19 protein-coding genes are annotated in these 16,310 nt (G+C 38.7%); 10 read left to right on the top strand and 9 right to left on the bottom strand.

Translation table 11 applies throughout. The features are described 5' to 3' along the window. Positions 1-5 precede the first annotated feature (5 nt). Entirely contained in the window at positions 6-713 is a 708-nt protein-coding gene (locus VHO47_05725; GenBank protein HEX2978594.1) for a hypothetical protein, read from the top strand. Positions 714-745: 32 nt separating this feature from the next. Here the strand turns inward: VHO47_05725 and VHO47_05730 are convergent, their stop codons facing one another. The 4 genes from VHO47_05730 to VHO47_05745 all read right to left on the bottom strand — a co-directional run bounded on the left by VHO47_05730 (position 746) and on the right by VHO47_05745 (position 3,544). Next, positions 746-1,057, bottom strand: a complete 312-nt coding sequence (locus tag VHO47_05730) for a hypothetical protein (protein HEX2978595.1) — start codon at positions 1,055-1,057, stop codon at positions 746-748. Positions 1,058-1,234: 177 nt separating this feature from the next. After that, positions 1,235-1,543, bottom strand: coding sequence for a class I SAM-dependent methyltransferase (locus tag VHO47_05735; GenBank protein HEX2978596.1), 309 nt, complete (start codon positions 1,541-1,543; stop codon positions 1,235-1,237). Positions 1,544-1,644: 101 nt separating this feature from the next. After that, entirely contained in the window at positions 1,645-2,814 is a 1,170-nt protein-coding gene (locus tag VHO47_05740) for a nucleotide sugar dehydrogenase (protein HEX2978597.1), read from the bottom strand. 28 nt (positions 2,815-2,842) lie between these two features. Then, entirely contained in the window at positions 2,843-3,544 is a 702-nt protein-coding gene (locus VHO47_05745) for an FkbM family methyltransferase (protein ID HEX2978598.1), read from the bottom strand. A 197-nt stretch (positions 3,545-3,741) separates the two neighbouring features. Between VHO47_05745 and VHO47_05750 the strand changes: the two genes are divergently transcribed. From VHO47_05750 to VHO47_05775, 6 genes are all read left to right on the top strand, one after another. Next, positions 3,742-4,344 carry a hypothetical protein gene (locus VHO47_05750; protein HEX2978599.1) on the top strand — a complete coding sequence of 201 codons (603 nt, stop codon included), beginning with the start codon at positions 3,742-3,744 and terminating at the stop codon, positions 4,342-4,344. 73 nt (positions 4,345-4,417) lie between these two features. Further along, positions 4,418-5,146 carry a hypothetical protein gene (locus VHO47_05755; GenBank protein HEX2978600.1) on the top strand — a complete coding sequence of 243 codons (729 nt, stop codon included), beginning with the start codon at positions 4,418-4,420 and terminating at the stop codon, positions 5,144-5,146. 84 nt (positions 5,147-5,230) lie between these two features. After that, positions 5,231-6,265 carry a hypothetical protein gene (locus VHO47_05760; protein HEX2978601.1) on the top strand — a complete coding sequence of 345 codons (1,035 nt, stop codon included), beginning with the start codon at positions 5,231-5,233 and terminating at the stop codon, positions 6,263-6,265. Positions 6,266-6,365: 100 nt separating this feature from the next. Further along, positions 6,366-6,974, top strand: a complete 609-nt coding sequence (locus VHO47_05765) for a hypothetical protein (GenBank protein ID HEX2978602.1) — start codon at positions 6,366-6,368, stop codon at positions 6,972-6,974. A gap of 90 nt (positions 6,975-7,064) precedes the next feature. Beyond that, positions 7,065-7,856 (top strand): hypothetical protein, encoded by a 792-nt coding sequence (locus VHO47_05770; GenBank protein HEX2978603.1) that lies wholly within the window; start codon positions 7,065-7,067, stop codon positions 7,854-7,856. A 92-nt stretch (positions 7,857-7,948) separates the two neighbouring features. Further along, entirely contained in the window at positions 7,949-9,133 is a 1,185-nt protein-coding gene (locus VHO47_05775; GenBank protein ID HEX2978604.1) for an FAD-dependent oxidoreductase, read from the top strand. A 23-nt stretch (positions 9,134-9,156) separates the two neighbouring features. On the opposite strand, the gene glyA is transcribed toward VHO47_05775, so the two are convergent. Continuing rightward, on the bottom strand, positions 9,157-10,437 hold the full coding sequence (glyA, locus tag VHO47_05780; protein HEX2978605.1) for a serine hydroxymethyltransferase: 1,281 nt from the start codon (positions 10,435-10,437) through the stop codon (positions 9,157-9,159). A gap of 143 nt (positions 10,438-10,580) precedes the next feature. Here glyA and VHO47_05785 point away from each other — a divergent pair, with 143 nt between their 5' ends. The 3 genes from VHO47_05785 (at position 10,581) to nusB (ending at position 12,451) form a co-directional block, all read left to right on the top strand. Next, positions 10,581-11,240, top strand: coding sequence for an HAD family phosphatase (locus tag VHO47_05785; protein HEX2978606.1), 660 nt, complete (start codon positions 10,581-10,583; stop codon positions 11,238-11,240). Positions 11,241-11,344: 104 nt separating this feature from the next. Next, complete coding sequence (efp, locus tag VHO47_05790; GenBank protein HEX2978607.1) at positions 11,345-11,911, top strand: elongation factor P; 567 nt, start codon at positions 11,345-11,347, stop codon at positions 11,909-11,911. Positions 11,912-11,926: 15 nt separating this feature from the next. Further along, the gene (gene nusB, locus VHO47_05795; protein HEX2978608.1) at positions 11,927-12,451 is read left to right on the top strand and encodes a transcription antitermination factor NusB; all 525 of its coding nucleotides are present in this window, start codon (positions 11,927-11,929) and stop codon (positions 12,449-12,451) included. A gap of 25 nt (positions 12,452-12,476) precedes the next feature. Here nusB and VHO47_05800 read toward each other — a convergent pair whose 3' ends face one another. From VHO47_05800 to ndk, 4 genes are all read right to left on the bottom strand, one after another. Beyond that, entirely contained in the window at positions 12,477-13,328 is an 852-nt protein-coding gene (locus VHO47_05800; protein ID HEX2978609.1) for a hypothetical protein, read from the bottom strand. A 93-nt stretch (positions 13,329-13,421) separates the two neighbouring features. After that, complete coding sequence (murI, locus tag VHO47_05805) at positions 13,422-14,240, bottom strand: glutamate racemase (protein HEX2978610.1); 819 nt, start codon at positions 14,238-14,240, stop codon at positions 13,422-13,424. 28 nt (positions 14,241-14,268) lie between these two features. Then, positions 14,269-15,738, bottom strand: a complete 1,470-nt coding sequence (locus tag VHO47_05810; protein HEX2978611.1) for a hypothetical protein — start codon at positions 15,736-15,738, stop codon at positions 14,269-14,271. 159 nt (positions 15,739-15,897) lie between these two features. After that, positions 15,898-16,308, bottom strand: a complete 411-nt coding sequence (ndk, locus tag VHO47_05815; GenBank protein HEX2978612.1) for a nucleoside-diphosphate kinase — start codon at positions 16,306-16,308, stop codon at positions 15,898-15,900. Between the last annotated feature and the right edge of the window lie 2 nt (positions 16,309-16,310).

The following is a 16,310-nucleotide window of genomic DNA, read 5'->3' on the forward strand; positions in this document are numbered from 1 at the left end:
TAAAGGTGAGAATAACAAGTCATGTAGTTTTTTTTATAATATCAATATTATTTTTTCAACATATAGAGACTTGCCAAGTTAAAATTTTATTAACCGCTGCTTTGGCTGCTACTCATTATGAGATCCGAAAAGAACAATACATTGAGTCTCTCGTTCGACTCTCAGCGCTAGGTTATAAAGATGTATATGTAGTTGAGGCATTAATGAAAAATGGACCGACTTTTTTAGATAACTATTCAAAAAATATATTTTATTCCCAAAAAAATAATTCCTCATGGATTTATCCAGGCGCAAATGAGGGCATTACTATGCTTGATGCGCTTAATCATTTTAATTTTGATCCAGATGATATGATAATAAAAATGACCGGCCGTTATTATTTGATAACGGATTCATTTTTTAAGCTTGTACAGAATAATATCGAGAAATATGATGTTTTTGTAAAACCTAATTTGCACACCCCGGGTGACATTGCAACAGCTTGTTTTGCTATGCGGTGCAGGGATTTGAAGGAGATGCTTGACTCGTTTGATTTTAACTGGGTAGGTACATCATATTTTAGTATTGAACTTCTTGTTGGGCGGTATATTGCATTGAAAAGCAATGAAGGAAAGTTGCGAGTTTTATACGTAGATAAGCTGGATGTAAAAGCTAATATCTACGGTGGCTCACATAGACCCGATATCTCGTCAGATTGGATTTGGATTTTATAATATACGTGTAGCGTTTTTTTCAGGTCGCTTACTTAATTAGATGCGCGTTTCTTTTTTTTGCGCGAACAAGAAGATGCCAGCCAAGTTCCGATTCGAGCAGCAAAAAGATCGTCAGAGACGTTCTTGAAACATTCCTCTTTTTCGTATTGATACTTTACATATTGAGGTATATTCCAGAGAAAAATGTGCGCTTTTCTCATCTCTAAGATAGTAAAATCGCTTAAGAGCTTTCTCGCTCCTTCAAGGGTATAGGAATAGGTTATTGGGCAACCGGTTTGCGCTTCACAGTATGCCGAGATCAGTTCATCAAGATTACTGAAATCCCAAAGCCCTGTTTCTCTCATTAAATAAAAGAGTTTATAGCTAATTTTTTAATAGACCATCATTCGTAATTCGCCATCATCTTTCAGCATGGGATTACATGGCGCTAAAATTTTTTCAGGATGCGGCGAATGATGGATAACGCCAAACGACCAAATAAGATGAAACTTTTCTTCATCTTTCAAAAGAATATCGAGATCTTAGGCACTTCCTAAAATGAAATTGGCCGTTAACCCATACACCTCGAATCTTTTTTTTGCGAGCTCTAAACTTTCATTTGATAATTCGATGATGGTCAACTGTGCCCCATTTGCGAAATTGATTGCTTCGGTTCCAATTTCACATCCGATTTCTAAAACTCGTTTTCCGCTCCACAATCCAAACTCAGCAAAACCTGGAATATGGGGCTCCACAAAATATTTTCTTGCTTCAACCTCATCAAAATATTCACGGGTTCCTGGCGTTGTGGAATAGGCGAACGTTGCACGGGCGCGTATTCCACAACGCACGAACATCTTCAATTGATACCATAGTAAAGTCTTTGGCAACTAAGGAGAATGAAATGGTTGAGAGTGCGATTAACCACATAGATTTATTTTGACGTATCATTTTAAATGCTTTCATAATCAAATAAATTGCCATAATTTTTTTTAACTTGTGCTATAACTTTTTCTTGATCACGAATAGTTACTCGCCTCCCGCGATGGGCAACTTCAGCTGCGACCGCTAACTTTTGTGATTCCGTGAGAATAATTACGGGGCAATTATCTTTGTAATTTACATCTTCAAAAACATATGCATCGTCTCCAGAGTTGATCATAGATTCGGCCATTGTTCGAGCATGAAGTTTATTTGATTCGTCAGTAGCTTGGGGAATAAAGGGATCAATACCAATTTTTTTGCTGTAGCTACCAAGGGCTCTATTATCGCGAGGAAAGCATGGCCCGCCAAATCCGTACCCTGGTTTCAAGCACTTTGTCCCAATTCTTGAATCGTTTCCGATTGCATTTAAAACATCGTATTTATTGGCACCAGGGGTTTTATCTGCAATGTCGCCAATCATGTTAGCAAAAGCTATTTTAGTTGTTATGAAACAATTTATTGATAATTTGGTTATTTCTGCGCTTTCGGCGGACATTCGGCATATTTTTGGATTATTTTTGCAAACTTTTCTGTGGATTGATTCCAAGATATCGCCAGCTTCACGAGAACCTTCGCCAATAAGAACGATATCAGGATTTTCAAAACCCTGAATAATATTTCCTTGTGCGATAAATTCAGGATTATAACTCACTGAGACGTTCGTACAATCTTTAAGGAGGATAGGCGCAATTGAGTGGATGTAGCCTGGGAAAACAGTGCAGCAAATTACGATATGTTTGTTTGCGACTTTGCGTTTATTAATTTCTTCAAGGAGGCTATTGAGTATTGAGTGATCATAGGCTTCATCGTTTGGTGTCGTCGGCGTTGCGACAACAACAAAATACACGTCTGAAAATTTGAGCCCTTCATCTAATGATGTTGAGGCTCTAAAATTCTTACTTTTTTGCAAATAATCGATCACGCCCGGCTCGCATGATTCTAATGTTTTTGTATTTATTTTGTGTACATATTCTGGTGAAATATCGATTCCCAAAACATTGAATCCGACTTTTTCCAAACAAAGAGCATTGCATATTCCTAAGCAGCCAATGCCAATCACGGTGATATTGTCTATGGCATTGACGCAAATAGAAGTTAATAACATTAACGCTAAAGAGACGCTGAGTACTGGCTTCATACTTTCTCCTGTGGAAATGTTACATCTTTTATTGTAGATATTTTGTATTGCGATAGATTTCTTCAAAATCAGTTTTTTTGAGTAATACGAATCCATTGGAAATCAGCATTTTTTGAATATCGTAGTTATTAAGCGTATTTTCGATCACAATAACATCTATGTCAAAAACACTAAAGTCTATTGTTTTTAGGATCTCTGCAGTTTGTTTGCTTTTCGCGACGCTTAATAAATCAATATGATTAAGTTCCAGCGCTTCCATTATTTGCGCAAAGGTAAAGCACTGCATATCGGTAAGCTCAATCTTGCCTTTTAGGTTGTAAGCTTTTTCAATGGTCCGTTTTAGTTCTGCTGGTTCAAATAATGCCAGTGGCCCGCTTAAAGCCTTTGCGTTTTGTTCATCAGCATTTTCAGTGGTAACTTTTAAGAAAGGCAGCGTTCCGCCCTGCGGAGTGATTCCTGCATTTATGCAAATCGCTAATCTGCAGGTGCGAAGTTTTTCATATATTGAGGGCAAACTCTCTGTGCACGCGCCCACCCACCCTAATTGTTTTTCAAAATAATAGGTTTTGTTATCAGTGATTCCGTCACCAGCTCCGATATCAAAAAAGACCCCAGTTCTTTTGTCGCCAAAAAGTTGGTGGATAAATCCATCTGCGCTATCTTGGGAGCGTAATGTGGCGCAAGCGGCGCAAATTGTCACTATAAAAAAGCTTTTAAAGACGCTATTCATCACTATTCCTTTGGTTGCACTGTCCTTTTTATTTTCTTATGTGCAACATAATGCAGAAAAGGATTGATGTAAATTGAAATAAATAGTTTACCGGCTTGATTATTTCAATTATGCTATAAGATAATAATTGTTCTTTTTATTTAGCGATTATTCTCATCGGTAAATATTTTCTTTCTTTAGATTGTGAGGTAAAAAAAATGGTAAGAATCTCTCCACTTGTTTTTCTTGGTTTGGTTGTTCATATTATTCCAGCGTACGGCATGGACGATAAAGAAGCTCAAAAAAAAACTTTCGGCGAAGTTATTAAGAAACTGGAGAAAAAAAAGACTCATCGTTTGAGCGATAAAAGTGGGATACATGGCCACTTTAATCCAGTTTTTGGTGAGCACCTTACTACAAAGCTTCAGCTCTTAGGGGCTGTGCATGAGGGAGATGCAGATAAAGTGCGCGAGATTGCAACCAAACATCACAGTTTCGTCCCGCAAGTTATTAATTTGGGAGTTGAAGAGTATGAAAAAGCAAAAGAAAGCGGAAAGAAAAAAAAGGCCTCTGAAAAGAAAAAAGTCGCCGCCATACTACTTCTCAATTGCAAGAGGAACTCGATTTTAGAAAATGTACATCCTAAGACTCCAAGTATGAATGATGCTTTAGAGATTGTTAAGCTTAGCAATGATGGAAACTTAAATGCTGCGAAAAATTATTTAGATAATAAACAAAAAAAGAAACCGGGTAAGCGAACGAGCTTTTTTGGCAAAAAAGAGATCTCCAGCTCGGATTCAAGTTCAGAGTCAGGTGAATAATAAGCAGTAATTCGCTTTGCTGTTTATGAAAAAAATGATGCATTTTACCGCGCGTTACCTTGAGTAAAGAACTATGCGAAAACATCTTGTTATTTTGGGATTGTTTTTTTCGACTTCGTCATTCACTATGGATTCTAATAATCCAGTTAAAAAGCTTCAAGAGGCTTTTGGTGAATTTGTTGAGAAGCGAAAACAAAAAAAACTGAGGCGCATTCAATCTCAGATAGAGAAAAAAAAGACAATAAATACTGAGCAGTTTGAAACATGGGCAGTGGAGTCTCTGAGCCGTGATGAGGATGATCTTGCCAAGCTTATGATGGAAACGACTGCAAAAAGTAAGATTACCTGGGACGATGTTTTTCATGCTGCTGTAGAAAAACAAGAAGTAGTATCTATAGAAAAACTTTTGAAAGCGTACAGCGTCAACCCTAATAAGCCGGATAGTAATGGGATCACTCCACTATTTAAAGCGCTTAAAAAAGTGGCTCATTATAAAAAAGAAGGAACAGAAAAAGAGATTGAGACGGCAATAAACATAGTTTCTCGTTTGATCGAAAGTGAAAAAATTGATTTTTCTATCCGATGCCAAGATGCAACCCCAGCAGAATTTGTAGCCCTTAATAAGCTGAGTGAAGTTGAGACACTGATGAAAAAAACTCCTAAAAAGAGTGAAACCTGTACGGTTGATGTTTCTGAAATCCTTGAAGGGAAAAAAATAGGATCGCAACCTAGTTCTGGGCTCTTTAACAGATTTCGCAGCCTTTCTCTTTCTACATTGAAAAGAGATGAAAAGAGAAAATAATTTTCTCGATCTGTATTCCAATTTGGATGTTTGAATTTCTATACTATTCCCATCGGTGGTTTTTTATTCTTGGGGGAAGATGAGATGGGAAAGATGTTCGTTGGGTTCATGATTGTTTCTCTTATGCTCATTTGGCAATCCGCATATGGAATGGAGCAAGGCGAAAAAACGAGCTCGATAGAAAAATTTTTAAGATTTCTATCTCTAACGCCAAAAAAAGAAAAAAAACAGAAAAATGAATCTGCACACAGCGCTAATTCAAGCGTTCAAAACACGCCAAAGACGCCCCGTTTTTCTGAAAAATCAACAGAAGAGACGGTTCCCCTTCCCAAAAGTGAAAGCGATCCGATTCATTCCCCCACAAGGCCTCGACTAGTCCAGTTTTTTTCGCATGGCGCTAACGGCATGAAAAATAATTTTCACTACCCACTCATTTTTGAGCTATTTGAACAGGGAAAAACAAATCTAGCTGAGCAACAAATGGTTCAAAATAAAATTACACCGGAGGCAATATTTGAAGAAGCTCTTCGCAAAGTAAATCCAAAGGTGGCAGCATGCGCTATTCGCTGCAAGGAGGCCGATCTGGAGAAGATGCTTATAGGGTTGATTGATGAGCTTAAGCCCTACTATAAAAAGAAATCGTTAAAAGCAGAGGAAATGCAAAAATTATCAGATAAGGGCGGCGAGCAAAAAAAGGTTGATCAACTTTCGACTGAAATTCGTAACCTAGCTGCAGATCAAAAGCCGCTGCGTAATTTAGTTAGAAGCATATTGGATAGGCTGGAAACAGATCGGGATACGCTTAAAGTTGATAAAGCCATAGAGTTCGCCAAGGAAAATAAAATGGACGATATTGTGATGGCAATAAACCTTGTTGTAAAGACTGGCAGGAAAATGAAAGAAATATCGAACGCCAATATTGAGCGACTGGAGAACGATTCTGACTATCGTGCATTTTGGGGTTTGGCAACTGGCGTGGAAATGCCGCAAGGGAAACTTAAAAGTGGTGATGAGGGTTTTGGCTCTTCAAGTTTTTCAATAAACGACCGATCAGATTCATTTGATTCACGACGATCTAAAAAAAATAAGAAAAAAAACGAACAAGGGCAAGCCAGTTAGCAGATTGCTGTTTTGATTCACGCGGTGTGGACGAAAATAGCTTTAATTTGATACGGCTATTTTGTAATAATGACTAAAGAACATAATAAGTGGGGGAATTATGAATAGAAGAATACCGGTTTATTACTTTTTGTTGCTCGTTTTTTCTGCTTCTGGATTTGCCATGGAAAAACCACGACTCCAGTACACTAAAGCAAAGCGGGATATTTCCAAAAAAACGATGATACTTCAAGAGGAATCGCGTATTTTTGGTTTTATTAAGAAAAAAAATCCGGCTAAAGTGAAAGAGTGCTTGGAAAATCTCTCAACAGCGTCCCTTTCCTCCGATTTTTTAATTGAAAATGAGACGGGAAATACGCCTTTAATTAAAGCGGTAAAAGTTTGGGAAAAAGCGATGATAAATAAAGAAGAATCCAAAGGGGTACTAAGGGCTATCATTACCCATTCGCCGCTTCCTGATCCAACGATAAAAAACAAAAAAAATCAAACCGCGATCGATTGTGCAAAGAATCAAAAATTAAAAAAAGCACTTGAGACCATAGCTCATGGCAAAAAAGAGATAGAGCAAGGCCAGCAGGAAATTACCACACTTCTGGCTGAGCAGGCTCGAAAAAACTCGGTTTGGAGTGAAGAGGTTTTAGGAAAAGGTATGGAGCCGCAGCCTGATAGTTGGGATGAGCCTTCCAAAAAAGAAGATTCTCAAAACTAATCTTTTCCAAGCGTTCAATTAGATACATTCCAATTGGTATCATCCTTTGATTACACTAAAACTAAATGGAAAAAAAATGGGGGTGTTGGCATGGCTAGGAGAAAAAAAGTGACAGCGCTTTTCGTGAGCGCTGTTTTGTTTTTTGAAATAGTGGCAATGGAGGAAGATTCAAAACTTAAAAGAATCCAGAAATTTCTAGGTTTGGGAAAGAAAGAGGACAAGATAGTCACGCGCCCGCGGCAGGTGCATAGAGAGTCATCTCAGGAGAAGCCGATAGCTATTGATCAAATGGCAACGCTACAGCTCTTTTCTGCTATCGGAGAGAATGATCCAGATCAAGTAGAGCGTCTGTTTAACGACAATGTGATCTATATTAATTTCCAAGAGGGTAAGAAAAAAAATACCCCTTTGATGGCAGCAGTTATGAATTTCGAAAAGCAAAAAGATAAAAAAAATGAAAAGGCTGATGCAAAAAAAGCGTGGAAAATCATTTGTCTTCTGTGTGATCCAAAATGGTCAGGCGAGATCGATTTACAGCTTCTTAATGCCGATCAAAAGTCCGCAAAATCGTTAGCGCAAGAATGCGCCCAGAAGTATGAAATGCCTCAGCTTGTGAGCGCTATCGAAATGATCGAGCTTAATAAAAACTGTGCGGAAATTATGAATAAAAATATGAAAGCTATGAGGGAAGATCCTGATAAAAAAAAAATATTCGAAAAACTTGTTGGCGTCCGTGAAGATTCATTTTATATGACTTTCTTGGGTGCAGCAAAAAATAAATTAATGAGTAGAAAGGATTCATTAAAAACCAAGGAAGCGCAGCCAGAGACCCAGGTTGAGAAAGAAGAACTATCAACCGATGGCAAGCCTGGTCTGCCATAGTTACGACTCGCAAATCGCTTTCTTGCGATTTGCTATGCCCATTTACTAAACTAACACTCAAAAAGCTACTCCAAAACGGGGGAGAGGGGAAAATGAGTTTAGTTCGATCCAGAATTATTAGCATACTAGCGGTTGGCCTTGCGGTGGCGTGTGCCACAATTTTTGTCTGGCAACGCCAACAATGCACGGGGCCGTACTCATTATGTGATTCTGCAAAAAAAGAAAATCTCGTTCCTGTTGCCATTATTGGCGGTGGACCCGCTGGGCTCAGTGCTGCCGTTTACACTGCCCGGGCACAATTTAGAACGGTTGTTTTTGGTGGCATGGAACCGGGTGGAGAATTAACCGGCGTAAAGCTGATCGAAAATTGGCCAGGAAGGCAAGGATCTACGGGTGCGCAACTGATTGATGATCTAACTTCGCAAGCAAAACATTTTGGCGCAATGTTGGTCAACCAAGCAATTACGAAAGTTGATTTTTCGCAGTGGCCGTTTGTTTTAACATTAGACGATGGAACTATTATTCATGCATTGGCGGTAATTATTGCTTCAGGTGGCATAGCGCGGCGCCTCGATATTCCGGGTGTTGAAAGATATTGGGGAAAAGGGGTGGGTAGCTGCACCATATGCGAAGCACCTTTCTATAAAGACAAAGACGCTGCGGTTGTGGGGGGTGGCGATACGAGTGGCGAGCGGGCGTTGCAGCTTGCGGCGTACGCAAAAAATGTTTATTTAATTGTTCGGGAGCCTCGGCTTCAAGCGTGTGCAACCGTGCAGGATTATCTAAAAAAAGCGAAGAACATCCATATTTACGTTAATACAAAGCTTGAACAAATTAGCGGTGACGATGATGCTGTGACTTCCATGGTTATCCGCGAGGGGAAAAATTCAGCCCAGCAAATTCCTATTAACGGCCTCTATTTTGCAATTGGTTATATTCCAAATTCTGCATTATTTAAAACCAAGCTAGCGGTAGATAATCAAGGATTTATTAAGGTAGAACCACAAACACAAAAAACTACAGTGCCAGGAATTTTTGCGGCAGGAAATGTTGCTGCTTCTGATAAAGAATATGGAAAAGCGGGTGTTGCGAGCGGAAGTGGCGTTAAAGCTGGGATGGACACGATCGCATTTCTGGAAAAAATTGGTTTTACGCAAGAGCAAGCGGAAAAAACGGCTCCTCGCTTTTATCAACCACCAACTATGAACGATGAAAATACGCTGAATAAAAAAAGTGTGCTTTCCGATTATTATTCAATAGAATCGGTACAGAATTAAAGTTGTTATACGCCGATGCTCGTTTAATAAATGGGAAATTGGGCACACAATTTTTTAACCTCTTTTTTTATCGCACTCATGTGTTGAACCGATTCGTGATGTTCCAGTGCGTCGTGAATTAAGAGCGCAACTTGATGCATATCTTCTTCTTTCATTCCGCGGGTTGTAAGCGCTGGGGTTCCAATTCGAATGCCGCTCGTTAATAAAGCGGGCTGCGGATCGAAAGGGATGCAGTTTCGATTCAGAACGATATGCACTTGATCTAAAATTTGTTCCGCTTGTTTTCCATTAATATTTTTGCTTCGTAAATCGAGGACCATTAAGTGATTGTCTGTTCCGCCTGAAACTATTCGATAACCCAACTCACTGAACGCTTTTGAAAGCGCTTGTGCGTTTTTAATAATCTGCTGCTGATAAAGAGCAAAATCGGGAGCGAGTGCAAGTTTGAAAGCTACCGCTTTTGCTGCGATAACATGCATTAATGGGCCGCCTTGCATTCCAGGCATCGTTGCTTTATCGATTTGGGTGGCATATTGTTTTTTGCACATTATCAAACCGCCACGCGGCCCGCGCAATGTTTTGTGCGTCGTGCTTGTGACAAAATCGGCACTTTCAATTGGGCTTGGATGCAGTTTTGCTGCAATGAGGCCAGCAATATGTGCGATATCGGCCATAAAAAGCGCATTTACTTCTTTTGCAATCTGAGCAAACTTTTCAAAATCAATAGTACGTGAATAAGCAGATGCGCCCGCAATAATAATTTTTGGTTTGTGTTGATGAGCCAAGATGCGAATTTGATCAAAATCGAGTTGTTCTGTTTCTTTATTTACCGTGTATGAAACACTTTTAAAGATTTTGCCAGAAAAATTAACATGATGGCCGTGCGTTAAATGTCCACCTTCAGATAGGCTCATTCCTAATATCGTGTCTCCCGGATTGAGGGATGAAAAGTAAACCGCCATATTAGCTTGAGACCCGGCATGGGGTTGCACGTTTACATGTTCTGCGCCAAAAAGTTCTTTACATCGTTCTTGTGCCAGAATTTCAGCTTTATCGACTATATGGCAGCCGCCATAGTAGCGCTTTCCGGGATACCCTTCTGCATACTTGTTCGTGAGAACTGACGCTGATGCTTCAAGAATAACTTTGGGAACATAATTTTCTGAAGCGATGAGGTTCAGCGTTTGTTCTTCTCTTTTTGCCTCTTGCGTAACGACAGCAAAAATTTCACTGTCGACGCTAGAAAGAGCCCGTACTTTTGGGGTTTTTTTGATATGTTCAGCTGTTTGTATTTTATCTTCCATAGCCACTATTGCTCGTAATGAGTTTTTGCTTATCATAAACTAAACTTGTATGTTTGTCATTTAGTAAAAAATAAAAATCAGAAAGAACGCAATCATAAAGATAAATTAAGCTTTACGATCACTATTTATCACAGGAAAGAGTCATGCAATTGCTAAAAAATAGTTTTAAATTGTTTTCACTTCTTTTTTTAATAAGATCGAGTTCGATAATGCGCGCAGAAATTACCTCAATTATTTTTGATATTGGAGGAGTTTTGCTTGAAGGCAATGCGCATTCTTTAATTGACCAGTTGGCTCTATCGAAAGATGAAAAAAAACAATTGTTGGATTTTATCAAATCTGAAGGATGGCGACTATGGGACGCGGGAAAAATAACGCAAGATGAGCTGATTGCTTTAGGCGATAATCGGCCAGCTCTTAAAGTACTGATATCTCTTTTTTTAAGCCCTCAGCGGGCGTTCATTGGTGAAACGCGGGAAGTGGTTAATAAATTGAAAGATCGTGGATACAAATTGTATGTTTTGTCTAATTTTTCCCATGAAAGTTACGAAACATTCATTTTAGGCCGCGCAGAGTTTTTTAATCTTTTTGATGGGATTGTTTGTTCATCAAAACTTGGAAAAATCAAACCCGATAAAGAGATTTTTTTAGAGCTTTTTGGCCGCTTTAAAATTGAGCCAGCTGATGCATTATTCATTGATGATTCTTTGGAAAATATCGAGGCTGGCCAAAAGCTAGGGCTTAAGGGCCTCCATTATTTGCCTGGAACGCTCAAAGAAAAGCTCGCTGAGCATGCTATTTAAAGACGGCAATTAAATAAATACCGCTTTTAAACTACGTTTTTTGATGGTATAATCAAAAATTATTGTTCATAAAAAAGAAGTTTTGTGCTCAGAAAGGGCTAAGCGTGATTTCGGCAGGCGATTTTCGTAAAGGGACAAAAATTCTCTATAAAGGTGAGCCCTATATGGTTGTTGACTTTCAATGGACCAAACCTGGCAAGGGCGGTGCATATGTCAAGGCCAAAATGAAAAATATGATTAGTGGCCTCATCCATGAGGATACATTCCGTTCAGGCGAAAAGCTTCCTCAGCCAGATCTCGAATATCGTCAAATGCAATTTCTTTACAGAGAGGGCGATATTTATCATTTTCTTGATCAAGAATCGTATGAACAATTTTCATTCAATAAAGATCAAGTTGACGAAGCGCTTCCCTATATGAAAGAAGAGATTATTTATACAATTCTTTTCTTTTCTGAGCGTCCAATTGCGGTTACTCCGCCACTCTTTGTTCAGTTGAAGGTAAAAGAAACGCCGCCTGGCGTTCGTGGTGACACCGCGCAAGGCGGCGCGACCAAGCCGGCGACAATGGAAACGGGATTAGTATTGCAAGTGCCGCTGTTTGTTAATGAGGGTGAAACGCTCAAAGTCGACACTCGAGACGGCAGCTATATCGAACGTGTACAAGTATAACAAAAAAGGTGGGCGGTGGACGATCAAATCAAGCCAGAGGCACTGGTTGAAACTGAAATTAATGATGCCCAGGTTGATCAGTGGCGATCATTTAACGATCTTTCGGCGCGCAGTAAGCGTGCTCTCATTTTCCATTTACTTTATGCAATCGATTCGTACGATTCTTCTATTTCGGCTGAAGGTGTTGCAGATATGTTTAATCGTGGATATGAGTTAGATATCCCTCTTGATAGCGATGTAGTGAAAACCTCAGATACGATTGCTGCCCAACATAGCGAACTCGATAAAAAATATTTGCCATTTTTAACCAATTGGCGCGCCGATCGTCTTGGGGTAGCTACAAAGCTTATTTTGCGTTATGCCGTTTGGGAATTAATCAATACCGATGTTTCGTCATCGATCATAATTAACGAAGCAGTAGAATTAGCAAAGGCTTACGCTGAACGGGACGCTTATAAATTCATTAACGGCATTTTGGAAGAAGTTTTGAAAACTATGCCGGGCCGTGCGCAATTGGGGCAACCTGTTGATCAAAAGTAATTAGCGTCTTAGGTTAGATAAAATTTTATTTAGATTTTACTCTATCCAAGGCTTTGATTAATCTTTGGTATCCCAAACCTTTTTTATCAATCATATCGTCCATTTTTTCAAGTGCTTCTTTAGCATTACTTAAGTAGTCATTGAAACTGGTTCCAGCTGAGGAAATTTCGTTCTCAAGAATAAATGCAAGCGAAAGCGCTCGTAGATTATTTATAAATTTTTGTTGATCAGTAGTATCGCTTTTTAGGAACGAAAGAATTTGTACGGCTTGCATTAAGGCTGGAGTAGAGACCTCTTTTTGATCTGCAAACAATAATTGCTGCACTTTAATAAGAGCAATGTTATTTAAGATAGATCTTCTCAGTTCTGTTAGTTTTTTATCATTTTTAATGGTGTTTTTTAATGACGCTAAATACTCTCGCGCATCTTCAATTGTTATATTAACAGTCGGATTATTTAAAATAATATTATTTGGTTTATTAGTTGCTAATTTCGATAAAAATTCGTTGTAGACTGAAAGTAGGAGCAAAACGTTTTTCTGTACTTGCTCGACATTTTTTAAATACGCTATGGCGCCTTCATATTTAGTGTATGCTTCTTTTAGAATTTTTGTATTCCTTGCTTCTAAAATTAAATTATTGGCTAAATCAAGGAATGCTGTTCGTCCCTCAGGCTGATTAGCTTCGAGTTCTGGTATAACTTGATAAAATGAACAGGCTGCTTCCTTGTTATCATTCTCAACTGGGGTCTTGTTGAGTAATTGTGGTATATCTTCATAGTAACCACTCGTTTTGGTTTTGCTGGTTCCCATTGCACCCAGAGCGGCTATGCTCATTGTGCTAAAAAGAATCGCAATAAATTTTAATAAATTATTCATCTAATAACCTTTTTTGCTAAAACTATTCTCATAGAATTATTATAAAGGTTATCAGGATGAGTTCTCAAGAATTTTGGGGAGAAAAGGCGTTTTTTATAAGATTTTATGATCAAGATCGATAGATGGAGAGTTTTTTGTAAAATTTATCTGTTTTGCGTTCACTTTTGTTGTCAAAAGGGACGAAGCCTTTTGATCAAAGTAATTTTTGTCTCCCGTAACAAAACATTCAAGGGATGATAAAAAGCTTGAACTAGTTTTACTTGCTTGAAAATTTTCAAGCACTATTGTTTCATCCGCGGAAATTAGTTTAACATGTTCACCTAAAATCTTTTTAATTTCATCTTTTATGAGCGCATAATGTGTGCAACCTACAATAAGCGTATCAACGCAATGAGTTTTCATCGGTGCTAAATATTCTTCAAGTAATACTTTAATTTTTTCTCTATCAATTTTTGGTGCTTCAATGGTCGGCACTAATTCGGGGCATGCTTGTTCAATGATCGTGAATTGATCATTAAGGGACAACAGCGTTTCTTTGTGGGCGTGGCGTGCAATGGTGGCGGGCGTGGCAATGATGCCAATTTGCCCCGTTTTTGTTTGCGCCGCAGCTACTTGGCATACGCTGTTCATCACGCCAATTATTCTGAGTTCAGTAAATGATTTTTGTAAATCATTAAAAGCAATCGCTGATGAAGTGTGACATGCAATGATGCATATATCTATTTGCTTTGTTATTAAGAAGGAAACAATTTCAGCGCTAAACAGTTTTATTTGTTCCGCAGTTTTGTTTCCATAGGGTAAGTTTGCCGTGTCTGCTACATAAAAATAATCGGCAGCATGCGACGTCATTAATTGTTGAAGAACCGTGAGTCCGCCAATTCCCGAATCAAATACACCGATTCTTTGTTTCATGCGATTACTCGCCCCTTTTAGTTCTGATTCAATTATTAGTATATGCTTGCTGGGATTCCAGGCAAATAGCCTCTTCTTTTATTTTGCTGTCTTCACCCAAAGAAATATATGAATGTCCCGATAGTTTATACAAACTTCGCAATACCATTTGCGTATAGCTCGCTTCTTCCAAATTGAAAGGCTGTGCCTTGGTCCCCACGATTTCTTTCATTGGTGATTCGAGCTGATGAAACGCATGGATTATTTTTTTGCCTGTTAGGTCAAAAGATGTTCGTTGATTTTTAGCGTGAGCTGCTAGTGCGAGCAAGCTGGATTGAATAGGGGAAAGATTTCCTCTCTGTGCCATATCAATTGTATTATTTAATTGCGTTAAATTGATTGAGGTTATCTCGCTTTTGGACAATATAGCGAGCGCTGTCTGCTTATCGTTCATCTCAATGAAAAGAGCATTTTTTGTGCTTTTATCTTCGAGCGGTGCAATTGTACCAGCGTCTGTATTAAAAAAATAAATATTTTTTTTATTAGTTAAGGCAAAAACGCCATGCTTAAAAGGTTTGAGTGAGATCGCATATTCATTTTGCGGCAAGAAAGCGTCTAGTAGCGGTTGCGCTTTAACTGGATCCCATTTTTTTAATGAGGCATCAGTTCCTGCAGAAATAAGAAATCCGTCTTTATAAGTGAGTGCGCAAACACTTTTTGTATGCGTTGCAGTTGAAATGTGCGGATCATTTTTTTTGTTATACCAAAAAGCAATTTTTCCGTCAGAAAATCCGCCAGAAATGATTTCATCTTTATCTCCAAAGGCGATTACGCGAATGTTATCGATTTCCGATTGCGGCCTTGGCATCTGCAAGCATCTTGTTTTAATCTGGGTGCCCTGATGCCGTAGCGTTATTTTAGTATCATTGTGTTCCAATCCAGCAAGGGCAGTTTCTTCTTTATTCAAAATAATAGAAACAATGGGCTTTAAGTTCTGAAAAGAGAGCAATGGTACTCCTTTTTCTAAATCCCATACACAAATTCTGCCATCATTGGCAGCAGAAATCAGTTGTTTTCCAAGTTGTGTAAACTTTAAAGCCGAAATTGAGCCTTTATGATTGTGGAGATTGCGCACTTCTTTGCCTGCAATCAAATGAATTCGGCTACCAACACCAAGAGCAAAATTATTTTCGTGGCATGCAAATGCAGTTATTGCTGCGCCAATAGTATGCGGAATGATTTTTGCATCAAATGGGAATTTCGACACAATAAAATCTGTTGTATCCGGATTCGCTTCGATTATTTTTTCTGAAAAAGCATTTTTTTCAGATTCGGTGATTTCTATGTCGGTAAGTTCTGTTAAAATTTGAGGATTTTTTTTCAAACGCATAGAGAATTGCACAGGCAATAGTTCAGTTGCGCCTTCAGTTAATGGTGCAGGGGCGGTTCCATTTGTTTTTTCCATCGCAGATGAAAGTGCGGAAAGTAAAATAATTGGCAGGAGGATTATTTTTAGCATTTCTGAACGCCCTTAATGGAATAAAGTTGCATTGTATTATGGCGCTTAATCATAATGAATATTGGCTAAAATGCCAATCTGCCAGAATTATTTTTCTAAAAAAAGTAAAAAAAAGGGGCAGCATTTTTGCTGCCCCTAATAAAACGCTTTTTTACACGTTTATTTTTTTAAATGCGGAAAGAAGAATGCAATTTCTTCTGCAGCCGTTTCAGGCGCATCAGAACCATGCACTGCATTTTTGCCAATATCGGTGGCAAACTGCGCGCGAACAGTGTGAGCTTCCGCTTTTTTAGGGTCGGTTGCTCCCATCAAATCACGCCATGCTTTGATCGCATTGTTTTTTTCTAGTGCCATAACGACAACCGGCGCTGAAGAAATAAACGTCGTCATTTCTCCAAAGAACGGTCTTTCTTTATGAACCGCATAAAACTCTTGAGCTTGTTTTGTACTCAATTGTTTTTTTTCCATTGCGACTATCGTAAAACCATTTTTCTCAATAAGATCGATGATTTTTCCGCTGTTTTTTGCCGCAACAGCATCCGGTTTAATAATAGCGAGTGTTCTTTCCATGG

Source organism: Candidatus Babeliales bacterium (assembly GCA_036260945.1).
Classification (GTDB): domain Bacteria; phylum Babelota; class Babeliae; order Babelales; family JACPOV01; genus JACPOV01.

Coding starts and splice junctions, on each gene's coding strand:
- VHO47_05770 (HEX2978603.1), top strand. CDS start 7,065: ATGGCTAGGAGAAAAAAAGTGACAGCGCTTTTCGTGAGCGCTGTTTTG.
- murI (HEX2978610.1), bottom strand. CDS start 14,240: ATGAAACAAAGAATCGGTGTATTTGATTCGGGAATTGGCGGACTCACG.
- VHO47_05785 (HEX2978606.1), top strand. CDS start 10,581: ATGCAATTGCTAAAAAATAGTTTTAAATTGTTTTCACTTCTTTTTTTA.
- VHO47_05765 (HEX2978602.1), top strand. CDS start 6,366: ATGAATAGAAGAATACCGGTTTATTACTTTTTGTTGCTCGTTTTTTCT.
- VHO47_05750 (HEX2978599.1), top strand. CDS start 3,742: ATGGTAAGAATCTCTCCACTTGTTTTTCTTGGTTTGGTTGTTCATATT.
- VHO47_05755 (HEX2978600.1), top strand. CDS start 4,418: ATGCGAAAACATCTTGTTATTTTGGGATTGTTTTTTTCGACTTCGTCA.
- VHO47_05740 (HEX2978597.1), bottom strand. CDS start 2,814: ATGAAGCCAGTACTCAGCGTCTCTTTAGCGTTAATGTTATTAACTTCT.
- ndk (HEX2978612.1), bottom strand. CDS start 16,308: ATGGAAAGAACACTCGCTATTATTAAACCGGATGCTGTTGCGGCAAAA.
- VHO47_05800 (HEX2978609.1), bottom strand. CDS start 13,328: ATGAATAATTTATTAAAATTTATTGCGATTCTTTTTAGCACAATGAGC.
- glyA (HEX2978605.1), bottom strand. CDS start 10,437: ATGGAAGATAAAATACAAACAGCTGAACATATCAAAAAAACCCCAAAA.
- VHO47_05760 (HEX2978601.1), top strand. CDS start 5,231: ATGGGAAAGATGTTCGTTGGGTTCATGATTGTTTCTCTTATGCTCATT.
- VHO47_05745 (HEX2978598.1), bottom strand. CDS start 3,544: ATGAATAGCGTCTTTAAAAGCTTTTTTATAGTGACAATTTGCGCCGCT.
- VHO47_05810 (HEX2978611.1), bottom strand. CDS start 15,738: ATGCTAAAAATAATCCTCCTGCCAATTATTTTACTTTCCGCACTTTCA.
- VHO47_05775 (HEX2978604.1), top strand. CDS start 7,949: ATGAGTTTAGTTCGATCCAGAATTATTAGCATACTAGCGGTTGGCCTT.
- VHO47_05730 (HEX2978595.1), bottom strand. CDS start 1,057: ATGAGAGAAACAGGGCTTTGGGATTTCAGTAATCTTGATGAACTGATC.